Here is a 19,301-nt window from a genome sequence, read left to right as displayed (position 1 = left end):
AACCGACGCAACTCGACGCCCCGATACCACGACGTCACGACACCGAGCCCAAGTCCACCGGGACGTTTTTCGAAACCTGCTTTGGATAAGAGGATTTGCCTATGCCTTCGCTGCGCCTGCTTGCTCCTGCATTGTTCGCATTCGCCATGTTCGGCGCAGCCGTGCCCGCCTCGGCCGACAGCTTCTCCGGTGCCCAGCGCACCGACATCGAGGCCATCATCAAGAACTACCTCGTCAGCCACCCCGAGGTGCTCGAGGAGGCCATGGCCGAGCTCAGCAAGCGCCAGGCCGCGGCCGAAACGCAGAAGCACGAGGCCAGCATCGCGCAGAACGCTGATGCGATCTTCAACTCGCCGCGCCAGGTCGTGCTCGGCAACAAGGATGGCGACGTCACCTTCGTCGAGTTCTTCGACTACAATTGCGGCTACTGCAAGCGCGCGATGGACGACATGCTCACCCTCATGAAGAGCGATCCGAAGCTGAAGATCGTGCTGAAGGAGTTTCCGGTGCTGAGCCAGGGTTCGGTCGAAGCCGCCCAGGTCGCAGTCGCGGTGCGCATGCAGGATCCCTCAGGCAAGAAATACCTCGACTTCCACCAGAGACTGCTCGGCGGCCGGGGCGCGGCCGACAAGGCGCGCGCGATTCAGGCGGCGAAGGAAGCCGGCCTCGACACTGCTCGAATCGAGAAGGACATGGCCAGCCCCGAGGTGCGCGCCACCATCGAGGAGAATTTCAAGCTTGCCGAAGCGATGGGCATGAACGGCACGCCGAGCTACGTCATCGGCAAGCAGATCGTGATCGGCGCCGTCGGCGTCGAAGGCCTCAGAGAAAAGATCGGCATCGCCCGCTGCGGCAAGGCAACCTGCTAGAAGCGACCTGCTAGAGGCGACTTGCTGATCGCGCTCTTCGCAACTCGTGCATGCAAGCAAAAGGGCCGGCTGAAGAGCCGGCCTTTTTCGCGCGCCTAACGTTGTCTCGTGCAAAGTCATTCATCTGGCGTTCAACAAACAAATGCCGCGGAACAGGCGAAGTTCCGGAACAACTCAAATCTCCTTTCGTTGTCGGCGCGGGCAATGACGCAAGACACGTGAGGAGAATTTTCGATGTTGAACCGCTTTATGATCTCGGTTGCCGCAATCGCACTCGTCGCGGGCACCGGTCTGGCAAACGCACAGGGCACCATGGGCCGCGACAGCGGTGGCGGCGCCGGTGGCTCGCAGCAGATGCAGCACTCGCAGCCCTCCGGCGGCGCCGCAGAGCGCGGCGGCTCGATGGGTCGCGATTCCATGAGCCACGACAAGGGTACCGTCGGCCAGGCTGGCGGCTCCAGCACGATGAAGTCCGATCGCGCGTCCGAAGACAAGTCCGGCGCGATGAAGGACGAGCGCTCGGGCGGCGCGATGAACAAGAACGCGGCCGAGGACAAGGCTGGCGCCACCAAGGGCCAGCGCACCGACGAACGCGCGCAGGGTCAAATGGATAAGTCCCAGCACGACAAGTCCAAGAGCATGAGCCAGGACACCAGCAAGTCCGGCAGCAGGGACCAGAAGGACATGAAGGCTGAGGGCAGCAAGAGCGGTTCCTCGACCAACAACGCCGAGAACCGGCCGGGTACCGGCACGAGCACCAACCAGAATGCTCAGGGCCAGACCGGCACCAGCACGACCCAGAACGCGCAGGGCCAGAGCTCGACCACGGTCGGCCAGGCCGGCGCCGCTGCCAAGCTTTCGACGGAGCAGCGAACGCAGATCACGTCGGTGATCCGGGAGCAGCGCGTTGCTCCGGTGACGAACGTAAACTTCTCGATCGCGGTCGGCACTCGCATCCCGCGTGAGGGCATTACGCTGCACACCCTGCCCTCGCGGGTCGCGACCATCTATCCGGAGTGGCGGACCTACAGGTACGTCCTGGTCCGCGATGAGATCGTGATCATCAATCCGGACACCTACGAGATCGTGGCGGTCCTGAACGCCTAAGGCAGGACAGCTGCAACTTCGGGGGCGGGCAGCGATGCCCGCCCCTTTGCATTCGGCCCGCAGCCATGCTTCGGACTGGTTAACAAGCAATTTCCGTAGTTTGCGCACAGGTTTTTGCGCGCTGGATGAGGTACCTGAACCCACTCCTCAGGCCCTTCGAGGCTTCCCCTCACGCGCTTTGTTACCTATAACCCCCGCCACGCCGAAGCACCTCTTCCGGGAATGGAATGGCCGAACCTGCAACCGACACGATCCTCGTCCTGAACGGGCCGAACCTCAACATGCTGGGGACGCGCGAGCCCGAAAAGTACGGCCATGCGACGCTGGCCGACGTCGAGGCGCTATGCCGGGAGACAGCGGCGACCTTCGGCCTGAAGGCCGATTGCCGGCAGTCCAACCGCGAAGGCGAGCTGATCGACTTCATCCACGAGGCGCATCGGCGCAAGATGAAGGGCATCGTCATCAATGCCGGCGGCTATTCCCACAGCTCGATCGCGCTGCATGACGCACTGCTCGCGGTGCAGATCCCGACGGTCGAGGTGCACGTGACCAACATCCACGCCCGCGAGAGTTTTCGTCACCATTCCTACACCGCACGCGCGGCCTTCGCCTCGCTCTGCGGCTTCGGCATCGAGGGCTACCGCCTCGCCATTCAGGGCCTTGCCGCCAAGCTCGGCATCAAGCCCAACGCCTGACGCCCCCTTTTCAACAGAACATTCGGATCAAACAACATGGCGCGCCAGCCAGACGACAAAGCAGCCGCAAAATTTTCCAGCGAGGATTCCGCGCTCGTCCGCGAGCTTGCCTTGCTGCTCGATGAGACCAGCCTTACCGAGATCGAAATCGAGCGGGCGGGGCTGCGCCTGCGCGTCGCCCGCAACATCAGCGTTGCCGCGACCATGCCCATGCCGGTGGCAGCCGGTCCTGCCGCCGTGGCGGCGGCAGGAAGCGCCGCCGCGCCCGCCACTGCCGCGGCCGATCTGTCGAAGCATCCCGGCGCCGTGACCTCTCCGATGGTCGGCACCGCCTATTGGGCGCCGGAGCCGGGCGCAAAACCGTTCATCGAGGTCGGCACCAAGGTTGCGGTCGGCCAGACGCTGCTGATCATCGAAGCCATGAAGACGATGAACCAGATTCCCTCGCCGCGCGCCGGCACGGTGACGCAGATCCTGGTCGAGGACGGCCAGCCGGTCGAGTACGGCGAGCCGCTCGTCATCATTGAGTGAGGGAGTGGCGAATAGCGAGTAGCGAATAGCTGCTCCTGCCCTATTCGCCATTCGCTATTCCCCATTCGCCCCCCGAGGCACCATGTTCGACAAGATCCTCATAGCCAATCGCGGCGAGATCGCCCTTCGCATCCTCAGGGCCTGCAAGGAGCTCGGGATCGCGACCGTCGCCGTGCACTCCACGGCCGACGCCGATGCCATGCATGTGCGGCTGTCGGATGAGAGCGTCTGCATCGGGCCGCCCTCATCCAAGGACAGCTATCTCAACGTGCCCGCGCTGCTCGCGGCCTGCGAGATCACGGGCGCCGACGCTGTGCATCCCGGTTACGGCTTCCTCTCCGAGAACGCGCGTTTTGCGGAAATTCTCGCCGAGCACAATCTGCATTTCATCGGCCCGAAGGCCGAGCACATCCGCCTGATGGGCGACAAGATCGAGGCCAAGAAGACGGCGAAGCGCCTCGGCATCCCCGTGGTGCCCGGCTCCGATGGCGCGGTCGGCCCCGACGACGACGCGATGGCGATCGCCAAGGCGATCGGCTTCCCGGTGCTGGTGAAGGCAGCGGCGGGCGGCGGCGGCCGCGGCATGAAGGTCGCGCACAGCGAGGCCGACCTCCTGCTGGCGCTGTCGACGGCGGCCAACGAGGCCAGGTCCGCCTTTGGCGATGCTTCCGTCTATCTGGAAAAATACCTCCAGAAGCCGCGCCATATCGAGATCCAGATCCTCGGCGACGGCCGCGGCGGCGCGATCCATCTCGGCGAGCGCGACTGCTCGCTGCAGCGCCGTCATCAGAAGGTCTGGGAGGAAGGACCCTCGCCCGTGCTGTCCGCCGCCGCGCGGGCCAAGATCGGCGAGACCTGCGCGAAAGCGATGCGCGAGATGAAATATCTCGGTGTCGGCACCATCGAGTTCCTGTTCGAGGACGGCGAGTTCTACTTCATCGAGATGAACACGCGTATCCAGGTGGAGCATCCCGTCACCGAGAGCATCACCGATATCGACCTCGTGCTGGAACAGATCCGCATCGCCGCCGGCGGCGACCTGCCCGCCAGACAGGATGAAATCCAGGTCATCGGCCACGCGATCGAGTGCCGCATTAATGCCGAGAACCCGCAGACCTTCCGCCCCTCGCCCGGCCGCATCCAGCAATATCATCCGCCTGGCGGCCTCGGGGTCCGGATCGATTCCGCCGTCTATCAGGGCTACACGATCCCGCCCTATTACGATTCGCTCGTCGGCAAGCTGATCGTCCACGGCAAGACCCGCGCCGAATGCCTGATGCGGCTGCGCCGGGCCTTGGATGAGATGGTGGTCGAAGGCATCGAGACCACGCTGCCGCTGTTCCGTGCGCTGGTGCGCGAAGACGACATTATCAACGGCGACTACCACATCCACTGGCTGGAGCAGTACCTCGCCGGCAAGCCGGAACCTGCAGCGAGATAATCTTCCGCCCCTTCTGGAACCCTTTGGCCCCGATCGCGTTCTGGACGGCGGGCGCAGTTCCAAGGGGGCGTTTTGAACTCCACTGAACATCGACAGGTGAACCGTCGTGACGGCTGAAGCCCACCGACGGCGCGCATTCTGGCAGATCCTGCTGTTCGCGGCGGGGCTTTTGGTGCTGACCGTGATTAGTGCCGGCTCCGTCTACCTCGTCAACAAGGCGCGGGAGGACAGCAAATGGGTGGTTCACACCATCGAGGTGGAGAACCAGGTCAACGCTCTGCTGCTAGAAGTCCGGCGCGCCGAGAGCGGCGCTCGCGGCTATCTCCTGACGCAGGGTGAGAATTTCAGGGTCGACCATGAAAAGGCCGTGGCGGCGATCATCCCGGCCCTCGACAAGCTGACGCGCCTGAGCGGCGACAATCCAGCGCAACGCGAGAACGTCGAAAAGCTGAGCGCGGCGATCGAAATCCGCCTCGGCCAGTTCGCGCAGGAAATGGTGTTCATCCGGCAGGGCCAGCCGGACAAGGCCGTGGCACTGGTGCGCGAGGCCGCGGCCCAGGACACCACGACGAGGATCGCCACCGTTGCGAATGCGATGATCCAGGAGGAGGAGCGCCTATTCCGCCTCCGCACTGCCAATTCCGACCGCAGCCAGACCCTCGCCGCGTCGATGACCGGCATCGGCTCCGGCCTCGTGGTGGTGCTGGCGATGCTCTCGATCTGGCTGGTCCGGCGGTCGACCCGCGCCCGCGACGAGGCCGAATCGCGCCTGCGCGATGCCAACGTCAATTTGGAGGCCGTAGTCGACGAACGCACGGCGGACCTGCGCGAAGCCAACGACGAGATCCAGCGCTTTGCCTATATCGTCAGCCACGATCTGCGCTCGCCGCTCGTCAACATCATGGGCTTCACCAGCGAGCTCGAGGAGCTCGGCGGCGATATCTTCCGCCGCATCAGCAGCCTCGCTCACGTCCCTGCGGAGGGAGCGCCGCTGGCCCCCGCCGGGCCGGGCGAGATCGCGCTCGAAGGCGCCGACAAACAGCTTTCGGAGGATTTTTCCGAAGCGCTAGGCTTTATCAAGACGTCGATCGCCAAGATGGACCGGCTGATCTCGGCTATCCTCAACCTCACGCGCGAGGGCCGGCGCGAATTCCAGCCGGTGAAGATCGACACGCGCGAGCTGATCGAGGCCATCGTCTCGACGCTGGCGCACCAGGCGGCCGAGGCACAGGCCGAGATCCACGTCGAGCCCCTGCCGAACCTCATGAGCGATCGTCTCGCACTCGAGCAGATTTTCTCCAATCTGATCGACAACGCGATCAAATATCTCAAGCCCGGCGCGCCCGGCGAGATCAGAATCCGCGGGCGGACCAAGCTCGGCTACGCTATTTTCGAGATCAGCGACAACGGCCGCGGAATCGATCCGAAGGATCACCAGCGGATATTCGACCTATTCCGCCGCGCGGGAACCCAGGACAAGCCCGGCCAGGGCATCGGTCTTGCGCATGTCCGTGCACTTGTGCGTCGCCTCGGCGGCACCATGTCGGTATCATCGGAACTGAACGCGGGCAGCACCTTCACGATCACGCTGCCGATCGCCTGGAATGTGAGCAACCGGAACAGAGATCGATGACCCAGCCTGTCACCATCATCATGATCGAGGACGACGAGGGCCACGCCCGCCTGATCGAGCGCAACATCCGCCGCTCGGGCGTCAACAACGAGATCGTCTCGTTCACCAACGGCACCGACGCGATGCGGCACCTGTTCGGCGCCGACGGCTCGGGCCTCGTGCAGAAGGGCAATGCGCTCCTGATCCTGCTCGACCTCAACCTTCCCGACATGACCGGGATCGACATCCTGAGGCAGATCAAGGAAAACAAATATCTGAAGGCCTCGCCCGTGGTGGTGCTGACCACCACCGACGATTCCCAGGAAATCAAGCGCTGCTACGAGCTCGGCTGCAACGTCTACATCACCAAGCCCGTCAACTACGAGAATTTCGCCAATGCCATCCGGCAGCTCGGGCTGTTCTTCTCGGTCATCCAGGTCCCGCCCGCCGCCACATGAACCAGCGCACGCCGACACTGCTCTACATCGACGACGACGACGCGCTGGCGCGCCTGGTCGATCGCGGCCTGACGCGGCGCGGTTACCGGGTCGTTCATGCCGCGAGCGGCGAGGAAGGTCTCGAGCGCATCCGCCGCGCCAGCGCCGAAGGCGGCATCGATGTCGTGGCGCTCGATCAGTACATGCCGGGCCTCGACGGGCTGGAGACGCTCGAGCAGATCATGGCGATCCCGGACGCGCCACCGGTCGTATTCGTTACCGCCTCGCAGGATTCCAGCATCGCGGTCACGGCGCTGAAGGCGGGGGCGGCCGACTATCTGGTAAAGGATGTCCAGGGCGACTTCATCCCGCTCCTCCATGTCGCCGCCGAAGGCGCGCTGCGCCAGGCCGCGTTGCAGAGGGCGCGCGAGGAAGCCGAAGCCGAGATCCACGCCTCGCGCGACCGCTACGCGGCGCTCGCCGCCGAACGCGAGCTCCTGCTGCGCGAGGTCAACCACCGTGTCGGCAATTCGCTCCAGATCATTGCCTCGTTGCTGCACCTTCAGGCGAGCTCCGCCGCCCAGGACGAGGTCAAGGCGGCATTGACCAACGCGATGGGCCGCGTCGCCGCGGTCGCGCAGGTGCACCGCCGCCTCTACACCTCACAGGACCTGAAAAGCGTGGTCCTGAGCCAGTATCTGGACTCGCTGCTGGAGGATCTCCGCCGCTCGGCCGAAGGCAACCGGATGTCGCGCCTGACGCTGAAGGCCGAGCCGATCGAGATCGATCCGGACCGTGCGGTCGCCGTCGGCATCATCGTCAACGAGCTGGTGATGAACGCTGTGAAATACGCCTATCCCGACGGCGCCGGCCCGATCCATGTCGAGCTGATCTCGCAGGGCGACGATCTCCTGCTCTCGATCACCGACGACGGCGTCGGCGACAACGCCAAGGCCGATCCCCGCTCCACCGGCATGGGCCAGCGCATCGTCGCGGCCATGGCCTCCAAGCTCGACGCCTCGGTCGAGCGCGATCCCGTGCATTCCGGAACCCGGGTCGTGCTGAAGTTCGGCCGCATGCCCGCAGCCCCCGGCAAGACCAGCACCGCCGCCGCGAGCTGAGCTCGCGCTCGGCGGCGCCACCCATCGCAACCGCATTGCGATCCTGCTATGATGGCAAGCCATGACTTCGCGCGACTCCGCCCCCTCTGAAATCACGCCGGCCGTGCTGCTGCGCGCCTATGCCTGCGGCATCTTCCCGATGGCGGAAAACGCCGACGATCCGACCCTGTTCTGGGTCGAGCCGGAGTTGCGCGGCGTCATCCCGCTCGATGGATTTCGCGTCGCCTCGCGGCTTGCGCGCACCGTTCGTTCGGATCTGTTTCGCGTGACCGTCAACACCGCGTTCAAGGCGACGATCGCCGGCTGCGCCGCGCCGCAGGCCGGACGCGAGGACACCTGGATCAACAAGCGCATCCGCGACCTCTATGGCGGCCTCTTCGAGCTCGGCCATTGCCACAGCGTCGAGGCCTGGCAGGGCGACGACCTCGTCGGCGGGCTGTACGGCGTCAGCCTGGGACGGGCGTTCTTCGGAGAGAGCATGTTCCACACCGCGCGCGATGCCTCGAAGGTCGCGCTGGTGCATCTGGTCGCGCGGCTCATTTATGGCGGCTTCGAGCTGCTCGACACCCAGTATGTCACCGAGCACCTGAAGAGCTTTGGAGCGGTCGAGATTTCGCGGCGACGCTATACGGCACTGCTCGACAGGGCGCTGGCGGGCGAGCCTGGAGATTTCCTGAGGCTCTCCGACGGCGAAGCGATCCCCGGCGCACGCGCCCTCGAGATCATCGCCTCACGGCAATGATCGTTTGCCGGGCTTAGCGGCCGAACCCGGGAATACCGAACAGACCTGGCCGCTGCTCCGGCGGCGGCGGTGGCGGAGCCGGTTGCTGCTGCGGTGGTGGCGGCAAGGGCTGCGGCGGACGCTGCTGCACGGCCTGCTTGGGTGCGGCCTTCTTCTGCGTGGGCGGCGGTGGCGGCGGCTTTGCCGCGGCCGGATCCGGTGCCGCGGTCGCAATGGTCTGCTGCGGTTCTTTGCAGTCGGTGAGCCAGATGTCGTAGATCGGATGCTCGACGCCGTGCAGGCCCGGGCTTGCCGCGTACATCCAGCCCGAGAAGATGCGCTTCACCTCGCCCTGCAAGGTGATCTCGTCAACCTCGACGAACGCGTCGGTGTTGGCGGCTTCTGTCGCCGGCCGCGTATAGCAGGCGTCGGTCTTGACCCTGAGCGCACCGAACTGGACGGTCTCGCCGATCTCCTCGTCGAAATTGATGATGCGCCCGGTGATCTTGTCGAGGCCGGAGAAGGTCGCCTTCTTGTTCACGATCTTCTGCGCCGGCGGCTCGGTCACGACCTCGTCGCCCGGCTGAAGGCTCGCCGGGGTCTGCGGGACGGTGCCCGGCGCACCCTTCTGCTGGGGCTGGCGCTGACCAGGCGCACCTTGCGGACCGGGCGGAGCGATCGCCGCCGACGGCAGCTGGTTTGGCGGCGCGACGGTCGAGCCCGGGGGCGGCGCCAGCGGCTGGCTCTCGACCGCGCCCGGCATCGCGTTACCTTGGCGGCCCTGCGGCGGCGGCATCGGGCGCGACGGCAGCACGCGGCCCTGCGGGGGCAGCTCCGGTACCTCTTCGTCGTCCTCGGGGACCTGCGGCTGGCCGCGCGGAATGCTGCCGGGCGGCCGCAGCGGCGGCGGATCCGAAAAGATTGTGCCGATCTGCGCCTGGGCCGGCGTCGCGACGGTCAGCGCGGTGGCGGCCAGCAGCGCCGCAAGGCCTGTCAGGGAAAAGGTTTTGAACATCTCGCGCGGCTTGAACAGCGAATCGGGTTTGTTGAACATTCTACAGGGGATACCGCCGCTCGCAGGCCTCCGGTTAACACGCCGAATACGGCGGGGGAAGGGCGGCATCCCTGCCCTTCCCGGCGCGGTCTGGCCAGGCCAGCTCCCGGATGGGATAGTCATGAGCCCCTCCCCGGGGCCGAACGCGGGCGTTGTCCCGAAAATACCATCCAACAATAACCGGAAACCCCAAGGTCCCTTTCATGCCCGTTGTGCTCGATCCCGATGCAGCCGCCGTCTACAAGGCCTTCCAGGAGGCCGGCCGCCCCGCCTACGAGACCCTGAGCGCGGGCGAAGCGCGCGCCTATTATTCGCAGGCGCGCTTTGCCACCAACCCGGAGCCGCCGGAGCTCGCCCGCGTCGCCCCGCTGGCGATCCCGGCGCCGCACGGAACGATCCCCGCCCGCCTCTACGTGCCCAAGGAACCGCGCCAGCGCGAAGGCCTGTCGCCGGCGCTGGTGTTCTTTCATGGCGGCGGCTGGGTGATCGGCGATCTCGATTCCCACGACGTGGTCTGCCGCCAGCTCGCGGCCGAGGGCGCGCTGATCGTGGTCTCGGTCGACTATCGCCTCGCGCCCGAACACAAGTTTCCCGCCGCCGCCGATGACGCGATCGCCGCGACCAAATGGATCGCCGCGAATGCGCGCCAGCTCGGCATCGACGCCTCGCGCCTTGTGATCGGCGGCGACAGCGCCGGCGGCAACCTCGCCGCGGTCGTGGCGCTCGCCGCGCGTGACGCTGGCGGCCCCGCGCTCGCGGGCCAGGTGTTGATCTATCCGGCGACCGATTTCGCCATGACGCACGGCTCCCATAGCGAGCCCGAGACCAGCGTGCTGCTGACGCATTCGGTGATCCGCTGGTTCCGCGACCACTACCTCAATGGCGCCGCCGAGATCCACGACTGGCGCGCCTCGCCGGCGCGCGCGCAGAACCTTGCCGGTCTGCCGCCGGCCTATGTGCTGACCGCCGGCGCCGATCCGCTGCGCGATGAAGGCAACGAATATGCCGAGCGCCTCAGGCAGGCCGGCGTACCCGTAACCTACAAGCACTTCCCCGGCCAGTTCCACGGCTTCTTCACCATGGGCAAGCTGTTGCGGCAGGCCAACGTCGCCGTGAGCGAGATCGGCGTCTGGCTGAAGGGATTGGGCTGACCTGCCGTCCTGCATGCCTTCCTTTCTTCATACCATCTTCGCTCTCCCCCTGCGCGCACTGACATGGCTCGGCAGCCAGGGCACACGCGCAGTCGCCGCCGTCGTCTTCATCGCAGTCGCGGTGCCGCCGCTCGGCGCGCTGTTGCGCCCCTATGTCACCGAGGCGATTTTTCTTCTGCTCTGCATCTCGTTCATGCGGGTCGATCTGGCCGCGCTCTACAGCCATCTCCGCAGGCCGGCGCTGGTCGCGGCCGCCACGGCCTGGACCACGATCGGCGTGCCGCTGATCGTCGGATTGATCGCCCATGCAACGGGGCTGACGAGCCATTCGCCCGGCCTTGCTCTCGCGCTGATGCTCCAGGGCATGGCCTCGCCGATGATGGCCTCGCCGGCACTCGCCGCGCTGATGGGGCTCGATGCCACCTTGGTGCTGGTCACGCTGGTGAGCTCGACCGCGCTCGTGCCATTCACGGCGTCGCTGTTCGCGAGCCTCTTTCTCGGCGGCATGCTCAGCATCTCGCCGCTCACGCTCGGCCTGAAGCTCCTCGGCATTCTCGTCGCATCGCTGCTGGCCGCGACCGCCATCCGCTGGATCTGCGGCGCGAAGGCGATCCAGCGTCAGAAGCGGCCGATCGATGGCTTCAACATCATCATCCTGCTTGTGTTCGCCTCCGCGGTGATGGGCGACGTCGCGAGCGACCTGGTGAGCCAGCCGATGTTCACCATCGGCCTCGCGCTGCTGTCCTTCGCGATCTATTTCACACTACTTGCCATCACTACGCTGCTGTTCCGCCGCATCGGCTACCAGCGCGCGCTGGCGCTCGGGCTGATGGTGTCACAGCGCAATCTCGGCCTGATGCTGGCGGCGACGGCCGGCGCGCTGCCACCCACCACCTGGCTCTATTTCGCGATGACGCAGTTCCCGATTCATCTTGCGCCGTACATGCTGATGCCGATCGCGCGGCGCCTGACGGCCGGCGCAGATGCGTCCAGCGGGGAAAACAAGGCTGACGGTCACCCGTTTGCGTCGCACCGACGCAGTGGAGGAACATCAATTCATGGCCCCCGTTGAAGCCTCTCATCGAAAAGGAGGTTCGCGATGAAGTTTGCCGCAATTCTGGTTCTCGGCTCGCTCGCCGTGGGCTCGGCAGCGAGAGCCGATCAACCCGGACCCGACTGGATGCCGATGGAGCAAGTGAAAGCCAAAGTCATGGAGTCGGGCTATTCGGAGGTCACCAAACTTGAAGCCGACGATGGCCAGTGGGAGGGCGAAGGCGTCAAGAACGGACAGAAGACGGAATTCCATGCCGACCCCAAGACGGGCGCGATCGTACGCGAGAAGCCCGATCGATGAGCATCGCCGAAGTCCGCTTCTCAGGCGGGAGATTCAGCGGTGGTCGCTTTGGAAGAACGTCCTGATCTCATCCATTCAGCAGCGCTTGGCAGCGGTGCCGGGCATCACTGGCCGCTTCCTTTGACCTTGGCAAGATAGTCGACGATCGCGGGCACGTCGCTGTCCTCGACGGGGGCTCCATAGACCTTGATCATCTTGTGCACCTCGGATTCCCAGGTGGACCTGGTCAAGGCCGGCTGGTTCAGCACCATGTCTGCCGAATGGCAAACCAGGCAGTTGTTGTTGATGGCATCCGCTTCGGGCCCACCGGGAAAGAGCGCGTCGCCCGCCGGGAGCTCCACGGTCGTGGAGGTGATCGCGGGGGCCGGCCACGCAGGCGTGGATGCCAGCAGAGCGGCGAACGAGGTGCCGATGACGAAGATGGGGTGACGCATGGTGTTGCTCCTAGATCGCGGTGAGCTGGACCGTTTCGACGACATTGCGCATGAAGCCGCTGGTGTTCCAGTTTGATGCTCCCGGCTGAATGTCGCCGGCGGCGTTCGTGCAGCGGACCATCAACGAATGGCCGCCCTTCGTCAGTTGTGGAATGTCCAACTGCCAGCGGCGGAAGCTGTACTTGCCGTGGTCCTCGCCAAGCGTCGCGGGTTGCCACGTCCGGCCATCATCCATCGACAGCTCGACCTTGGCGACGCCGGCATCACCGCCGAACGCGATGCCGCGGATCGTGGCGACTGCGCCCACCGGAAGCGATGCGCCGTCCGAGATGTTCGTGAAGAATGACCGTGGCACCATGCGGCTGATCGGGACCATCTTTACGCCTGTCTGGCCCGGCTTGATGTTGGCGTGCGGCGTATCCGGGACGGTGTAGGCAGTCGCCATCCAGTAATTGTCGTCCTGGCGATCGAGAACCTCGATGTCGCTGAGCATCTTGACCCAATAGGTCGAGTACCATCCCGGCACGATCAGCCGCAGCGGGAAGCCGTTGAGGAGCGGCAGTTGCTCGCCGTTCATGGCAAAGACGATCATGACCTCGCCGTCACGGGCGTGATCGATGTCGAGCGACTTGCGAAAGTCCGGTGCGTCGGGCACGACCGGCTCGTCCAGTCCGTTGAAGCGGACCTGAACTGCGCCCGGCTTGACGCCCGCGCGGTCCAGGACGTCCTTGAGCAGGACTCCCGTCCACCGCGCATTGCCCATCGCGCCATGCGCCCATTGCGCGCCCGGCACACGGGGAAGGAAAAACCCTCGGGAATTGCCTGAGCACTGGTTGACGGCGGCAAGCTCGACACGGGGCAACTTGAGCAGCTCGCCGATGGACAGCGAGAGGGTCTGGTTGACGTGACCGCGCACGGACAGCCTGAAGCGAGCGCTGCAGGATCATGCTCCCCTTTTGCGGAAAGTCATGCGTCATCGGCCGATCACGCGGCTCGCCGGCGATCGGCAGCCGGATCGACTGATCGGCACGGACCGATGAGCCGGCGAGCGTGAGGCCGGCAACCCCGAGGGCTTGAAGCATGGCGCGGCGGGACAATGCCGGAAACCCTGCGTAGTCGAGATGCTGGGACATCGAAGCCTCCTGTTGGAATGGTTTTTCTGGATCAGTCCCGCGGGCTCATCCGAGGAGCAAGTCCGCGAGCGGATCTTCGACGTGCTGGTGCGGTTGCGCCTGCCGGATGGTCGGAAGATGCCTGTCGATCTGGCGAAAGCCTCGTTCCGGGTGAACGGCAACCCTGGGATCCGGCACGTGCACCGGGCTGCCCGCAAGCGCGGACGGCGCACCAAGCGTGGACGCGGCAGCGACGAACAGGGCGATCGCAAGGAAGGCGCGACGTGAATGGGTCATTGTCGTTCTCCATCTCTGTATTTCCGGCACGCAATGTTCGAAGTGCCTGCCTGTGTCCAAAGAGGTAGATCTCGGCGCATCGGTAATCCAACGCGATGATCAGATCGTTCTGATCGTCGATTGCGATCGATTCCCTCATGCGCTTGCACACACGCGCCGGCGCACTCGCCGGCGGGACGTGGGCTCGATCGTTGCGGAATAGGTGCTACGGGCGGGCGCAGGCTCTGCCTACGGTGCAGCGCCGGCAGCGATGCTGGACATCAGGACGGCTTCCGCCTTGCTGATGTGCCGCTCCTTGTGACGAAGCGCGTAGAATGAACGCTTGGCCAATTCGTCCTCGAGCCGGACCAGACGTTTTGCCGCTATCGCCTTTTCGACCACGAGATCTGAAACGGCTGCAGCGCAGCCGCCCGCCTCGACCGCGGTCCGGATCGCTTCGTTCGAGGCCAGCTCGAGCTGCACCGTCAGGTCGGCGAGGCGGACCCCGCGCTTCTTCAGGGCACGTTCGAACATGGCCCGCGTTCCGGAGCCCGGCTCGCGAAGGATCCACGGTGTCCGGGTCATCCAGTCGGAGGGCAGCTTCTTTTGGCTCGCAAGAGGGTGCCGCGCACCCACGACGGCGACCAACGCATCACCGTCGACCCGGCGGGCGGACAATGCGGAGTCATCAATGTCGCCCTCGACAAAGCCGACATCCGCCATGCCGTCGCGAACGTCGGTTGCGACCTGCTCGCTGTTGGCGATCCTGACGTTGATTTCGATGCCGGGATGGGCGGCCTGAAACGCCAGCAATCTCCCCGGAAGCCAGTAGCTCCCGACCGTCTGGCTCGCCGCGATCACCAGTCGGCCGGCCTTGAGGCTGGCAAAATCACGCAGGACCTGCTCAGCGGCGTGCGCGCGCGCCAGCACCGCACGCGCTTCCCCGAGAAACGTCCGGCCCATATGCGTGAGAACGATGCCGCGTCCCACCCGATCGAACAGCTTGACCCCGTAGCGTCCTTCGAGCGCGGCGATCGCCGCGCTCGTGGCCGATTGTGTCAGATTCAATTCGTGGGCGGCCTGAGTGACGTGCTGCTTGTCGGCGACAGCGGCGAAGATCCGGAGCTGTTCGAGCGTCATGGTCATCCAACGAGTTTGATGAGGATCAGGCTGAAGCCTGCGATGAAGAGAAACGCGAGCCCGCCCAACATAGCCGGACGCAGCCCCTCCGCGTACAATTTCGAGACGTCGGTCTCAAGGCCCATGGCCGCGAGCGCCATCGTCAGCAGGAAGGTCGAGAGCGTGATCGTCGCGCTCCTGAGGCCCACCGGAATGCACACGACGCTGTTGAGTGCGGCTATCGCGACAAAGCCGATCGCGAACCAGGGGATGGGCGGCTTTGCCGACTTGCCGCCGACCCGCTGCGCCGAAGCCCGGGTGACGACGCTCAGGGTCAGCACGACCGGCGCGAGCAGCATGACGCGGGCAAGCTTGGCAACGGTTGCGATTTCACCCGCTCGCTGGCTGTTCTGGAAGGAGGCGGCAGCCACCTGGGCGATCTCGTGAATGGACGCGCCGCTCCAGAGGCCGTACGCGTCGGCATCGAGATGCAGGAGGCGAGGCAGCATGGGATAGACGAACATCGCGATCGAGCCGAAGATCGTGACGCACGCGATCGCATATGCGACGTCCTCGTCGGAGGCTTCGGTGACGCTGTTGGTCGCGACGACGGCCGACGCGCCGCAGATCGAGGTGCCCGCGGCGATGAGTTGAGTGAGCTTGCGTTCGACGCCCAGCGCACGCCCGGCTGCGAGCGTGAACCCGAACGTGGCAACGAGCGTGCTGGCGACGATGAGGATCCCCTTGGGGCCGACGGTGGCAAGCTGAGTCAGCGTGATCTGGAAGCCCAGGAGAACGATCGCGAGCCGAAGCAACCGGCGCACGCTGAAGCTGATTCCAGCGCGGGCGAGAACTGGCGTTCCGGCGAGATTGCGCACGGCCATTCCGATCCCAATCGCCAGGATCATGGGGCTGAACGTCGCGACGGCGGGAATACTGCGCATCATGTTGGCGACCGCGGCAATGGTCCCGGCCAGCGCGACGCCGGGGACGATCGCAAGGGCGGAGTTCCAACATGACAGGATGTTGTCGCGCATGGCACGCGTGGCGGGGTATGGGCGCGAATTCTGAACGATGGTCATTGGCGTATCTCTCGGTATCGACGCTGGCGCAGCGAGGATCGGAGAATCCAATAAATTGATCCAACGGATTGTTCGTGTAAAACTAATCGATAAAATCGATTATCTTGCAGCAGGCGCAGGCCAGCCGATCGCGCAAAGGGACGTCGCGGCTGACATCGTGTGATCGAACTGGCCCACCCAGTCGCGAACGGTGTCCGTGAAGCAGCTACCCCACCCGCGCCGCGCGCCGCAGTGCCTGCGGCGGCTGGCCGAAGGCGCGGATGAAGGCGCGGCGCATTCGTTCGGGATCGCGGAATCCAGTCGTTTCCGCAACGAGCTCGATCGCCTCGCGCGAGGACTGTACGCGCTCGCGCGCCACTTCGAGCCGCAGGCGCTCGATCGCCTTGGATGGCGTCGTGCCGGTCTCGGCGGCAAACGCGCGGGCAAAATGTCGTGCGCTCATGCCGGCGCGATCGGCGAGATCTTCCACCGTCAGCGGCGCGTCGAGATTTTCACGTGCCCATGACAACAGCGCGCCGAAGCGCCCGTTCGGCGTCTTCAGCTCCAGCAGCGAGGAGAATTGCGACTGGCCGCCGCTGCGACGGTGATAGAGCACGAGCTGGCGTGCGGTCTGCTGTGCGATCTCCTCACCGTGGTCTTCGGTGATCATCGCGAGCGCGAGATCGATACCCGCGGAAATGCCTGCCGAGGTCCAGACATTGCCGTCCCGGGTGAAGATCTGGTCCGGCTCGAACTTCACCTTGGGAAAGCGCGCGACGAAATCGCGCGTCCGCCCCCAATGCGTGGTGGCACGGCGGCCGTCGAGAAGTCCCGCTTCGGCGAGCACATAGGCTCCCGAGCAAACGCTCGCGACCCGAACGCCACGCTTTGCCAGCCGCTGGACGAAGGCCCGCGTGACCTCGCAGCGCGCGGCATCGGCAACGCCGACACCGCCGGCCACGACCAGCGTCGTGATCGCGTTTGCGGCCTTGAAGTCACGCGCCATCATCTCGACACCGGATGAGCTGCGCACGAGTCCCGGCTTGGTTGCCAGCACCCGGATGGCCGGCGCCTTGCCGGTGCAGCGCGCTGCGATCTCGAACGCCGAGATCGGGCCTGCCGCATCGAGCAGCTGGAAATCCGGGAAGATCAGAATGCCGATCATGGGCCAACTCCTAACGACATGTCCGAAAGAGAGGGAATTATGCCATTTCGGACGGGAAGGCACCATGACATCCTGCCGGCGTCAAGCTCGTAATTGGAGGATCTGCCGATGTCGTCACCGCTCCAGATTGGTCTGTTGGTGTTTCCGCGCGTCACCCAGCTGGACTTCACCGGCCCCCTGCAGGTGTTCGCCATGGCTCCCGGCGTAAAATTGCACCTGATCTGGAAGCGGATCGAACCGGTGCCGAGCGATTCCGTGATGACGCTGACGCCGACCACGACGTTCGCGAACTGTCCTCAACTCGACGTGATCTGCGTGCCCGGCGGCGGCGGCACCAACGACCTGCTCGGCGACGAGGACGTGCTCGACTTCCTGCGCAGGCAGGCCGATGGCGCCAAATACGTCACCTCGGTCTGCACGGGATCGCTGGCCCTCGGCGCCGCAGGCCTGTTGAAGGGCTACCGCGCCGCCACCCATTGGAGCGCGATGGACATGCTCGCGCAGTTCGGCGCGACGCCGACGAAGACGCGCGTCTGCATCGATCGCAACCGCATCACCGGCGGCGGCGTCACCGCCGGCATCGATTTCGCGCTGACGCTGGTGTCGATCATGGTCGATCGCACGACGGCGGAAGCGATCCAGCTCCAGATGGAATACAATCCTGCCCCGCCGTTCAATTCCGGCTCGCCCGACACCGCGCCCGCCGAGGTGATGGCGTTGCTGAGGGAGCGCGGCGCGCAGAATCAGGCGCGGCGCCTGGAAGCGGTCAAGCGCGCGGCCGAGCGGGTGAACTAGACTCCGATCTCGTGTCCGGACGCGGTGCAGCGTGCAACGCTGCTCCGGCGAGCCGGGACACAGGAAACTACACAGACCGCTGCGACATGGCCCCGGCTCTGCAGCGCATCGCCAGAGAGGGCGCTGCGCCGCGTCCGCCCCAACAGAAAAAGGCCGCCCGGTTTCCCGAGCGGCCCTTCCTGTCTTACGGCGGCTGCACATTCACATCGGGCGATTTCGGAGCTTCCAGACCGGGGGCCTATCTCCCGATCGAGTCCTGGTCGGCGGCCGCTGCATTTCGGGACAGTCGCGAACTGTGGCCCGAACCGAACGCGATGGTCTCCCATCTCCGTAAGATGGGATCATTGAGCCGCATCGCCGGCATCGATGCAACGCCCGCGCAATCGGCATCCCCGCTGTTCCCGTTGTCCACAGCAGTGTCGCGCGGATGCATGTGCATCCGCTTCGGACGACGGCAGTTCGCTGGGGTGAAAAGGCTAGCCGGGCGTCCAGGGCTGGTAGTCGCCGGTCGCCTTCGGACGCCGGCCGCTGGCAAGTGTCGAGCCGGAGGGACGATAGGCCCTCGGCGTGCCGGTGAGATTCGGCTGGTGCGGCTTTTCCCACTCGCGCGGCTGGTAGCTGGCCTCGGTCGGCGGTACGTCGACGACATGATGAATCCAGCCGTGCCAGGACGGCGGAATCCGGCTCGCTTCGGCATAGCCGTTATAGACGACCCAGCGCCGCTCGAAGCCGAGCGTCGGATCGACCGCCCCGCCGCGGGTGCGATAGTAGCGATTGCCCTGCTCGTCCTGGCCGACCAGCTCCCCGTACCTCTTGGTCCAGAGCTGGGTGCCAAAAGTCTGGCCGTTCCACCAGGTGAAGAACTTGAGGAAGAATTGTTTCATGCGGCACGGGCCCTGCTTCGTCGGGTCCTGATGCCATCGGAGCGGCGAAATGTCCAGATCGGCAGTGCGACGGCCTCCCTCAGCGATGCCGCTTCCGCCCCTGCCACAAAGCGGACGCGATCCATTCATGCCCCGTACAGCGGCAACGCGTGAGGCTCGATTCGCACGCAAACCGGCATGATCCCCGGGAACCCCAGCGCTTGCATAGGGTTTGCTTTCCGGGAAAGGAGTTTAACCATGAACAGTCTGAAAATTTTGAGTGCCGCTGCCGCGGTGGCGCTGGCTCTTCCCTTCGCGACGCCGAGCTTTGCCCAGCGTCCCGGAGTTGGCGGAGGCGGTGGCGCCCATATCGGCGGCGGTGG

General features: G+C 65.3%; 20 protein-coding genes and 1 pseudogene. 14 read left to right on the top strand and 7 right to left on the bottom strand.

Features of this window, described 5'->3' with window-relative positions:
- Positions 1-101: 101 nt before the first annotated feature.
- The 9 genes from EHH60_RS28045 (at position 102) to aat (ending at position 8,555) form a co-directional block, all read left to right on the top strand.
- The gene (locus tag EHH60_RS28045; protein ID WP_124162620.1) at positions 102-869 is read left to right on the top strand and encodes a DsbA family protein; all 768 of its coding nucleotides are present in this window, start codon (positions 102-104) and stop codon (positions 867-869) included.
- A 234-nt stretch (positions 870-1,103) separates the two neighbouring features.
- Complete coding sequence (locus tag EHH60_RS28040; protein WP_124162619.1) at positions 1,104-1,976, top strand: DUF1236 domain-containing protein; 873 nt, start codon at positions 1,104-1,106, stop codon at positions 1,974-1,976.
- 227 nt (positions 1,977-2,203) lie between these two features.
- Positions 2,204-2,671 (top strand): type II 3-dehydroquinate dehydratase, encoded by a 468-nt coding sequence (gene aroQ / locus EHH60_RS28035; RefSeq protein WP_124162618.1) that lies wholly within the window; start codon positions 2,204-2,206, stop codon positions 2,669-2,671.
- Positions 2,672-2,707: 36 nt separating this feature from the next.
- A complete protein-coding gene (gene accB, locus EHH60_RS28030) occupies positions 2,708-3,202 on the top strand; it encodes an acetyl-CoA carboxylase biotin carboxyl carrier protein (RefSeq protein WP_124162617.1) in 495 nt (164 codons plus the stop codon).
- An 82-nt stretch (positions 3,203-3,284) separates the two neighbouring features.
- On the top strand, positions 3,285-4,643 hold the full coding sequence (accC, locus tag EHH60_RS28025; protein ID WP_124162616.1) for an acetyl-CoA carboxylase biotin carboxylase subunit: 1,359 nt from the start codon (positions 3,285-3,287) through the stop codon (positions 4,641-4,643).
- Positions 4,644-4,749: 106 nt separating this feature from the next.
- On the top strand, positions 4,750-6,276 hold the full coding sequence (locus EHH60_RS28020) for a sensor histidine kinase (protein WP_124162615.1): 1,527 nt from the start codon (positions 4,750-4,752) through the stop codon (positions 6,274-6,276).
- Positions 6,273-6,713: a response regulator gene (locus EHH60_RS28015; RefSeq protein WP_124162614.1), complete on the top strand. Its 441-nt coding sequence runs from the start codon at positions 6,273-6,275 to the stop codon at positions 6,711-6,713. The genes EHH60_RS28020 and EHH60_RS28015 overlap by 4 nt, the downstream gene beginning before the upstream one ends.
- Positions 6,710-7,813 (top strand): sensor histidine kinase, encoded by a 1,104-nt coding sequence (locus tag EHH60_RS28010; RefSeq protein ID WP_124162613.1) that lies wholly within the window; start codon positions 6,710-6,712, stop codon positions 7,811-7,813. The genes EHH60_RS28015 and EHH60_RS28010 overlap by 4 nt, the downstream gene beginning before the upstream one ends.
- A 61-nt stretch (positions 7,814-7,874) precedes the next feature.
- A complete protein-coding gene (gene aat / locus EHH60_RS28005) occupies positions 7,875-8,555 on the top strand; it encodes a leucyl/phenylalanyl-tRNA--protein transferase (protein WP_124162612.1) in 681 nt (226 codons plus the stop codon).
- 13 nt (positions 8,556-8,568) lie between these two features.
- Here the strand turns inward: aat and EHH60_RS28000 are convergent, their stop codons facing one another.
- Entirely contained in the window at positions 8,569-9,588 is a 1,020-nt protein-coding gene (locus EHH60_RS28000; RefSeq protein ID WP_199752092.1) for a DUF2155 domain-containing protein, read from the bottom strand.
- Positions 9,589-9,791: 203 nt separating this feature from the next.
- On the opposite strand from EHH60_RS28000, the gene lipP1 reads away from it, so the two are divergent.
- From lipP1 to EHH60_RS27985, 3 genes are read left to right on the top strand one after another with little or no spacing between them, the layout of a single operon-like run.
- Positions 9,792-10,739 carry a LipP1 family hormone-sensitive lipase gene (gene lipP1 / locus EHH60_RS27995; RefSeq protein WP_124162611.1) on the top strand — a complete coding sequence of 316 codons (948 nt, stop codon included), beginning with the start codon at positions 9,792-9,794 and terminating at the stop codon, positions 10,737-10,739.
- A gap of 13 nt (positions 10,740-10,752) precedes the next feature.
- Positions 10,753-11,811 carry a Na+-dependent transporter gene (locus tag EHH60_RS27990; RefSeq protein ID WP_245454607.1) on the top strand — a complete coding sequence of 353 codons (1,059 nt, stop codon included), beginning with the start codon at positions 10,753-10,755 and terminating at the stop codon, positions 11,809-11,811.
- Between the two features lie 27 nt (positions 11,812-11,838).
- Complete coding sequence (locus EHH60_RS27985; protein ID WP_124162610.1) at positions 11,839-12,093, top strand: PepSY domain-containing protein; 255 nt, start codon at positions 11,839-11,841, stop codon at positions 12,091-12,093.
- Positions 12,094-12,197: 104 nt separating this feature from the next.
- Here the strand turns inward: EHH60_RS27985 and EHH60_RS27980 are convergent, their stop codons facing one another.
- Positions 12,198-12,527, bottom strand: a complete 330-nt coding sequence (locus tag EHH60_RS27980) for a cytochrome c (RefSeq protein ID WP_124162609.1) — start codon at positions 12,525-12,527, stop codon at positions 12,198-12,200.
- 10 nt (positions 12,528-12,537) lie between these two features.
- Positions 12,538-13,660, bottom strand: a pseudogene (locus EHH60_RS27975) (molybdopterin-dependent oxidoreductase).
- A 12-nt stretch (positions 13,661-13,672) separates the two neighbouring features.
- Here EHH60_RS27975 and EHH60_RS27970 point away from each other — a divergent pair.
- A complete protein-coding gene (locus tag EHH60_RS27970) occupies positions 13,673-13,927 on the top strand; it encodes a hypothetical protein (protein ID WP_124162608.1) in 255 nt (84 codons plus the stop codon).
- A 237-nt stretch (positions 13,928-14,164) separates the two neighbouring features.
- On the opposite strand, the gene EHH60_RS27965 is transcribed toward EHH60_RS27970, so the two are convergent.
- The 3 genes from EHH60_RS27965 to EHH60_RS27955 all read right to left on the bottom strand — a co-directional run bounded on the left by EHH60_RS27965 (position 14,165) and on the right by EHH60_RS27955 (position 17,260).
- Entirely contained in the window at positions 14,165-15,055 is an 891-nt protein-coding gene (locus EHH60_RS27965; protein WP_124162607.1) for a LysR family transcriptional regulator, read from the bottom strand.
- 2 nt (positions 15,056-15,057) lie between these two features.
- A complete protein-coding gene (locus EHH60_RS27960) occupies positions 15,058-16,071 on the bottom strand; it encodes a YeiH family protein (RefSeq protein ID WP_245454606.1) in 1,014 nt (337 codons plus the stop codon).
- A 250-nt stretch (positions 16,072-16,321) separates the two neighbouring features.
- Positions 16,322-17,260 (bottom strand): GlxA family transcriptional regulator, encoded by a 939-nt coding sequence (locus tag EHH60_RS27955; RefSeq protein ID WP_124162605.1) that lies wholly within the window; start codon positions 17,258-17,260, stop codon positions 16,322-16,324.
- 108 nt (positions 17,261-17,368) lie between these two features.
- Between EHH60_RS27955 and EHH60_RS27950 the strand changes: the two genes are divergently transcribed.
- Positions 17,369-18,055 carry a DJ-1/PfpI family protein gene (locus EHH60_RS27950; RefSeq protein ID WP_124162604.1) on the top strand — a complete coding sequence of 229 codons (687 nt, stop codon included), beginning with the start codon at positions 17,369-17,371 and terminating at the stop codon, positions 18,053-18,055.
- A gap of 476 nt (positions 18,056-18,531) precedes the next feature.
- Here the strand turns inward: EHH60_RS27950 and EHH60_RS27945 are convergent, their stop codons facing one another.
- Positions 18,532-18,939 (bottom strand): NADH:ubiquinone oxidoreductase subunit NDUFA12, encoded by a 408-nt coding sequence (locus tag EHH60_RS27945; RefSeq protein WP_124162603.1) that lies wholly within the window; start codon positions 18,937-18,939, stop codon positions 18,532-18,534.
- Positions 18,940-19,301: the final 362 nt, after the last annotated feature.

Source organism: Bradyrhizobium sp. RP6, from assembly GCF_003837805.1.
In the GTDB taxonomy this organism is placed as follows: Bacteria; Pseudomonadota; Alphaproteobacteria; order Rhizobiales; family Xanthobacteraceae; genus Bradyrhizobium.
This window is presented reverse-complemented; position numbering and strand designations above follow the sequence as displayed.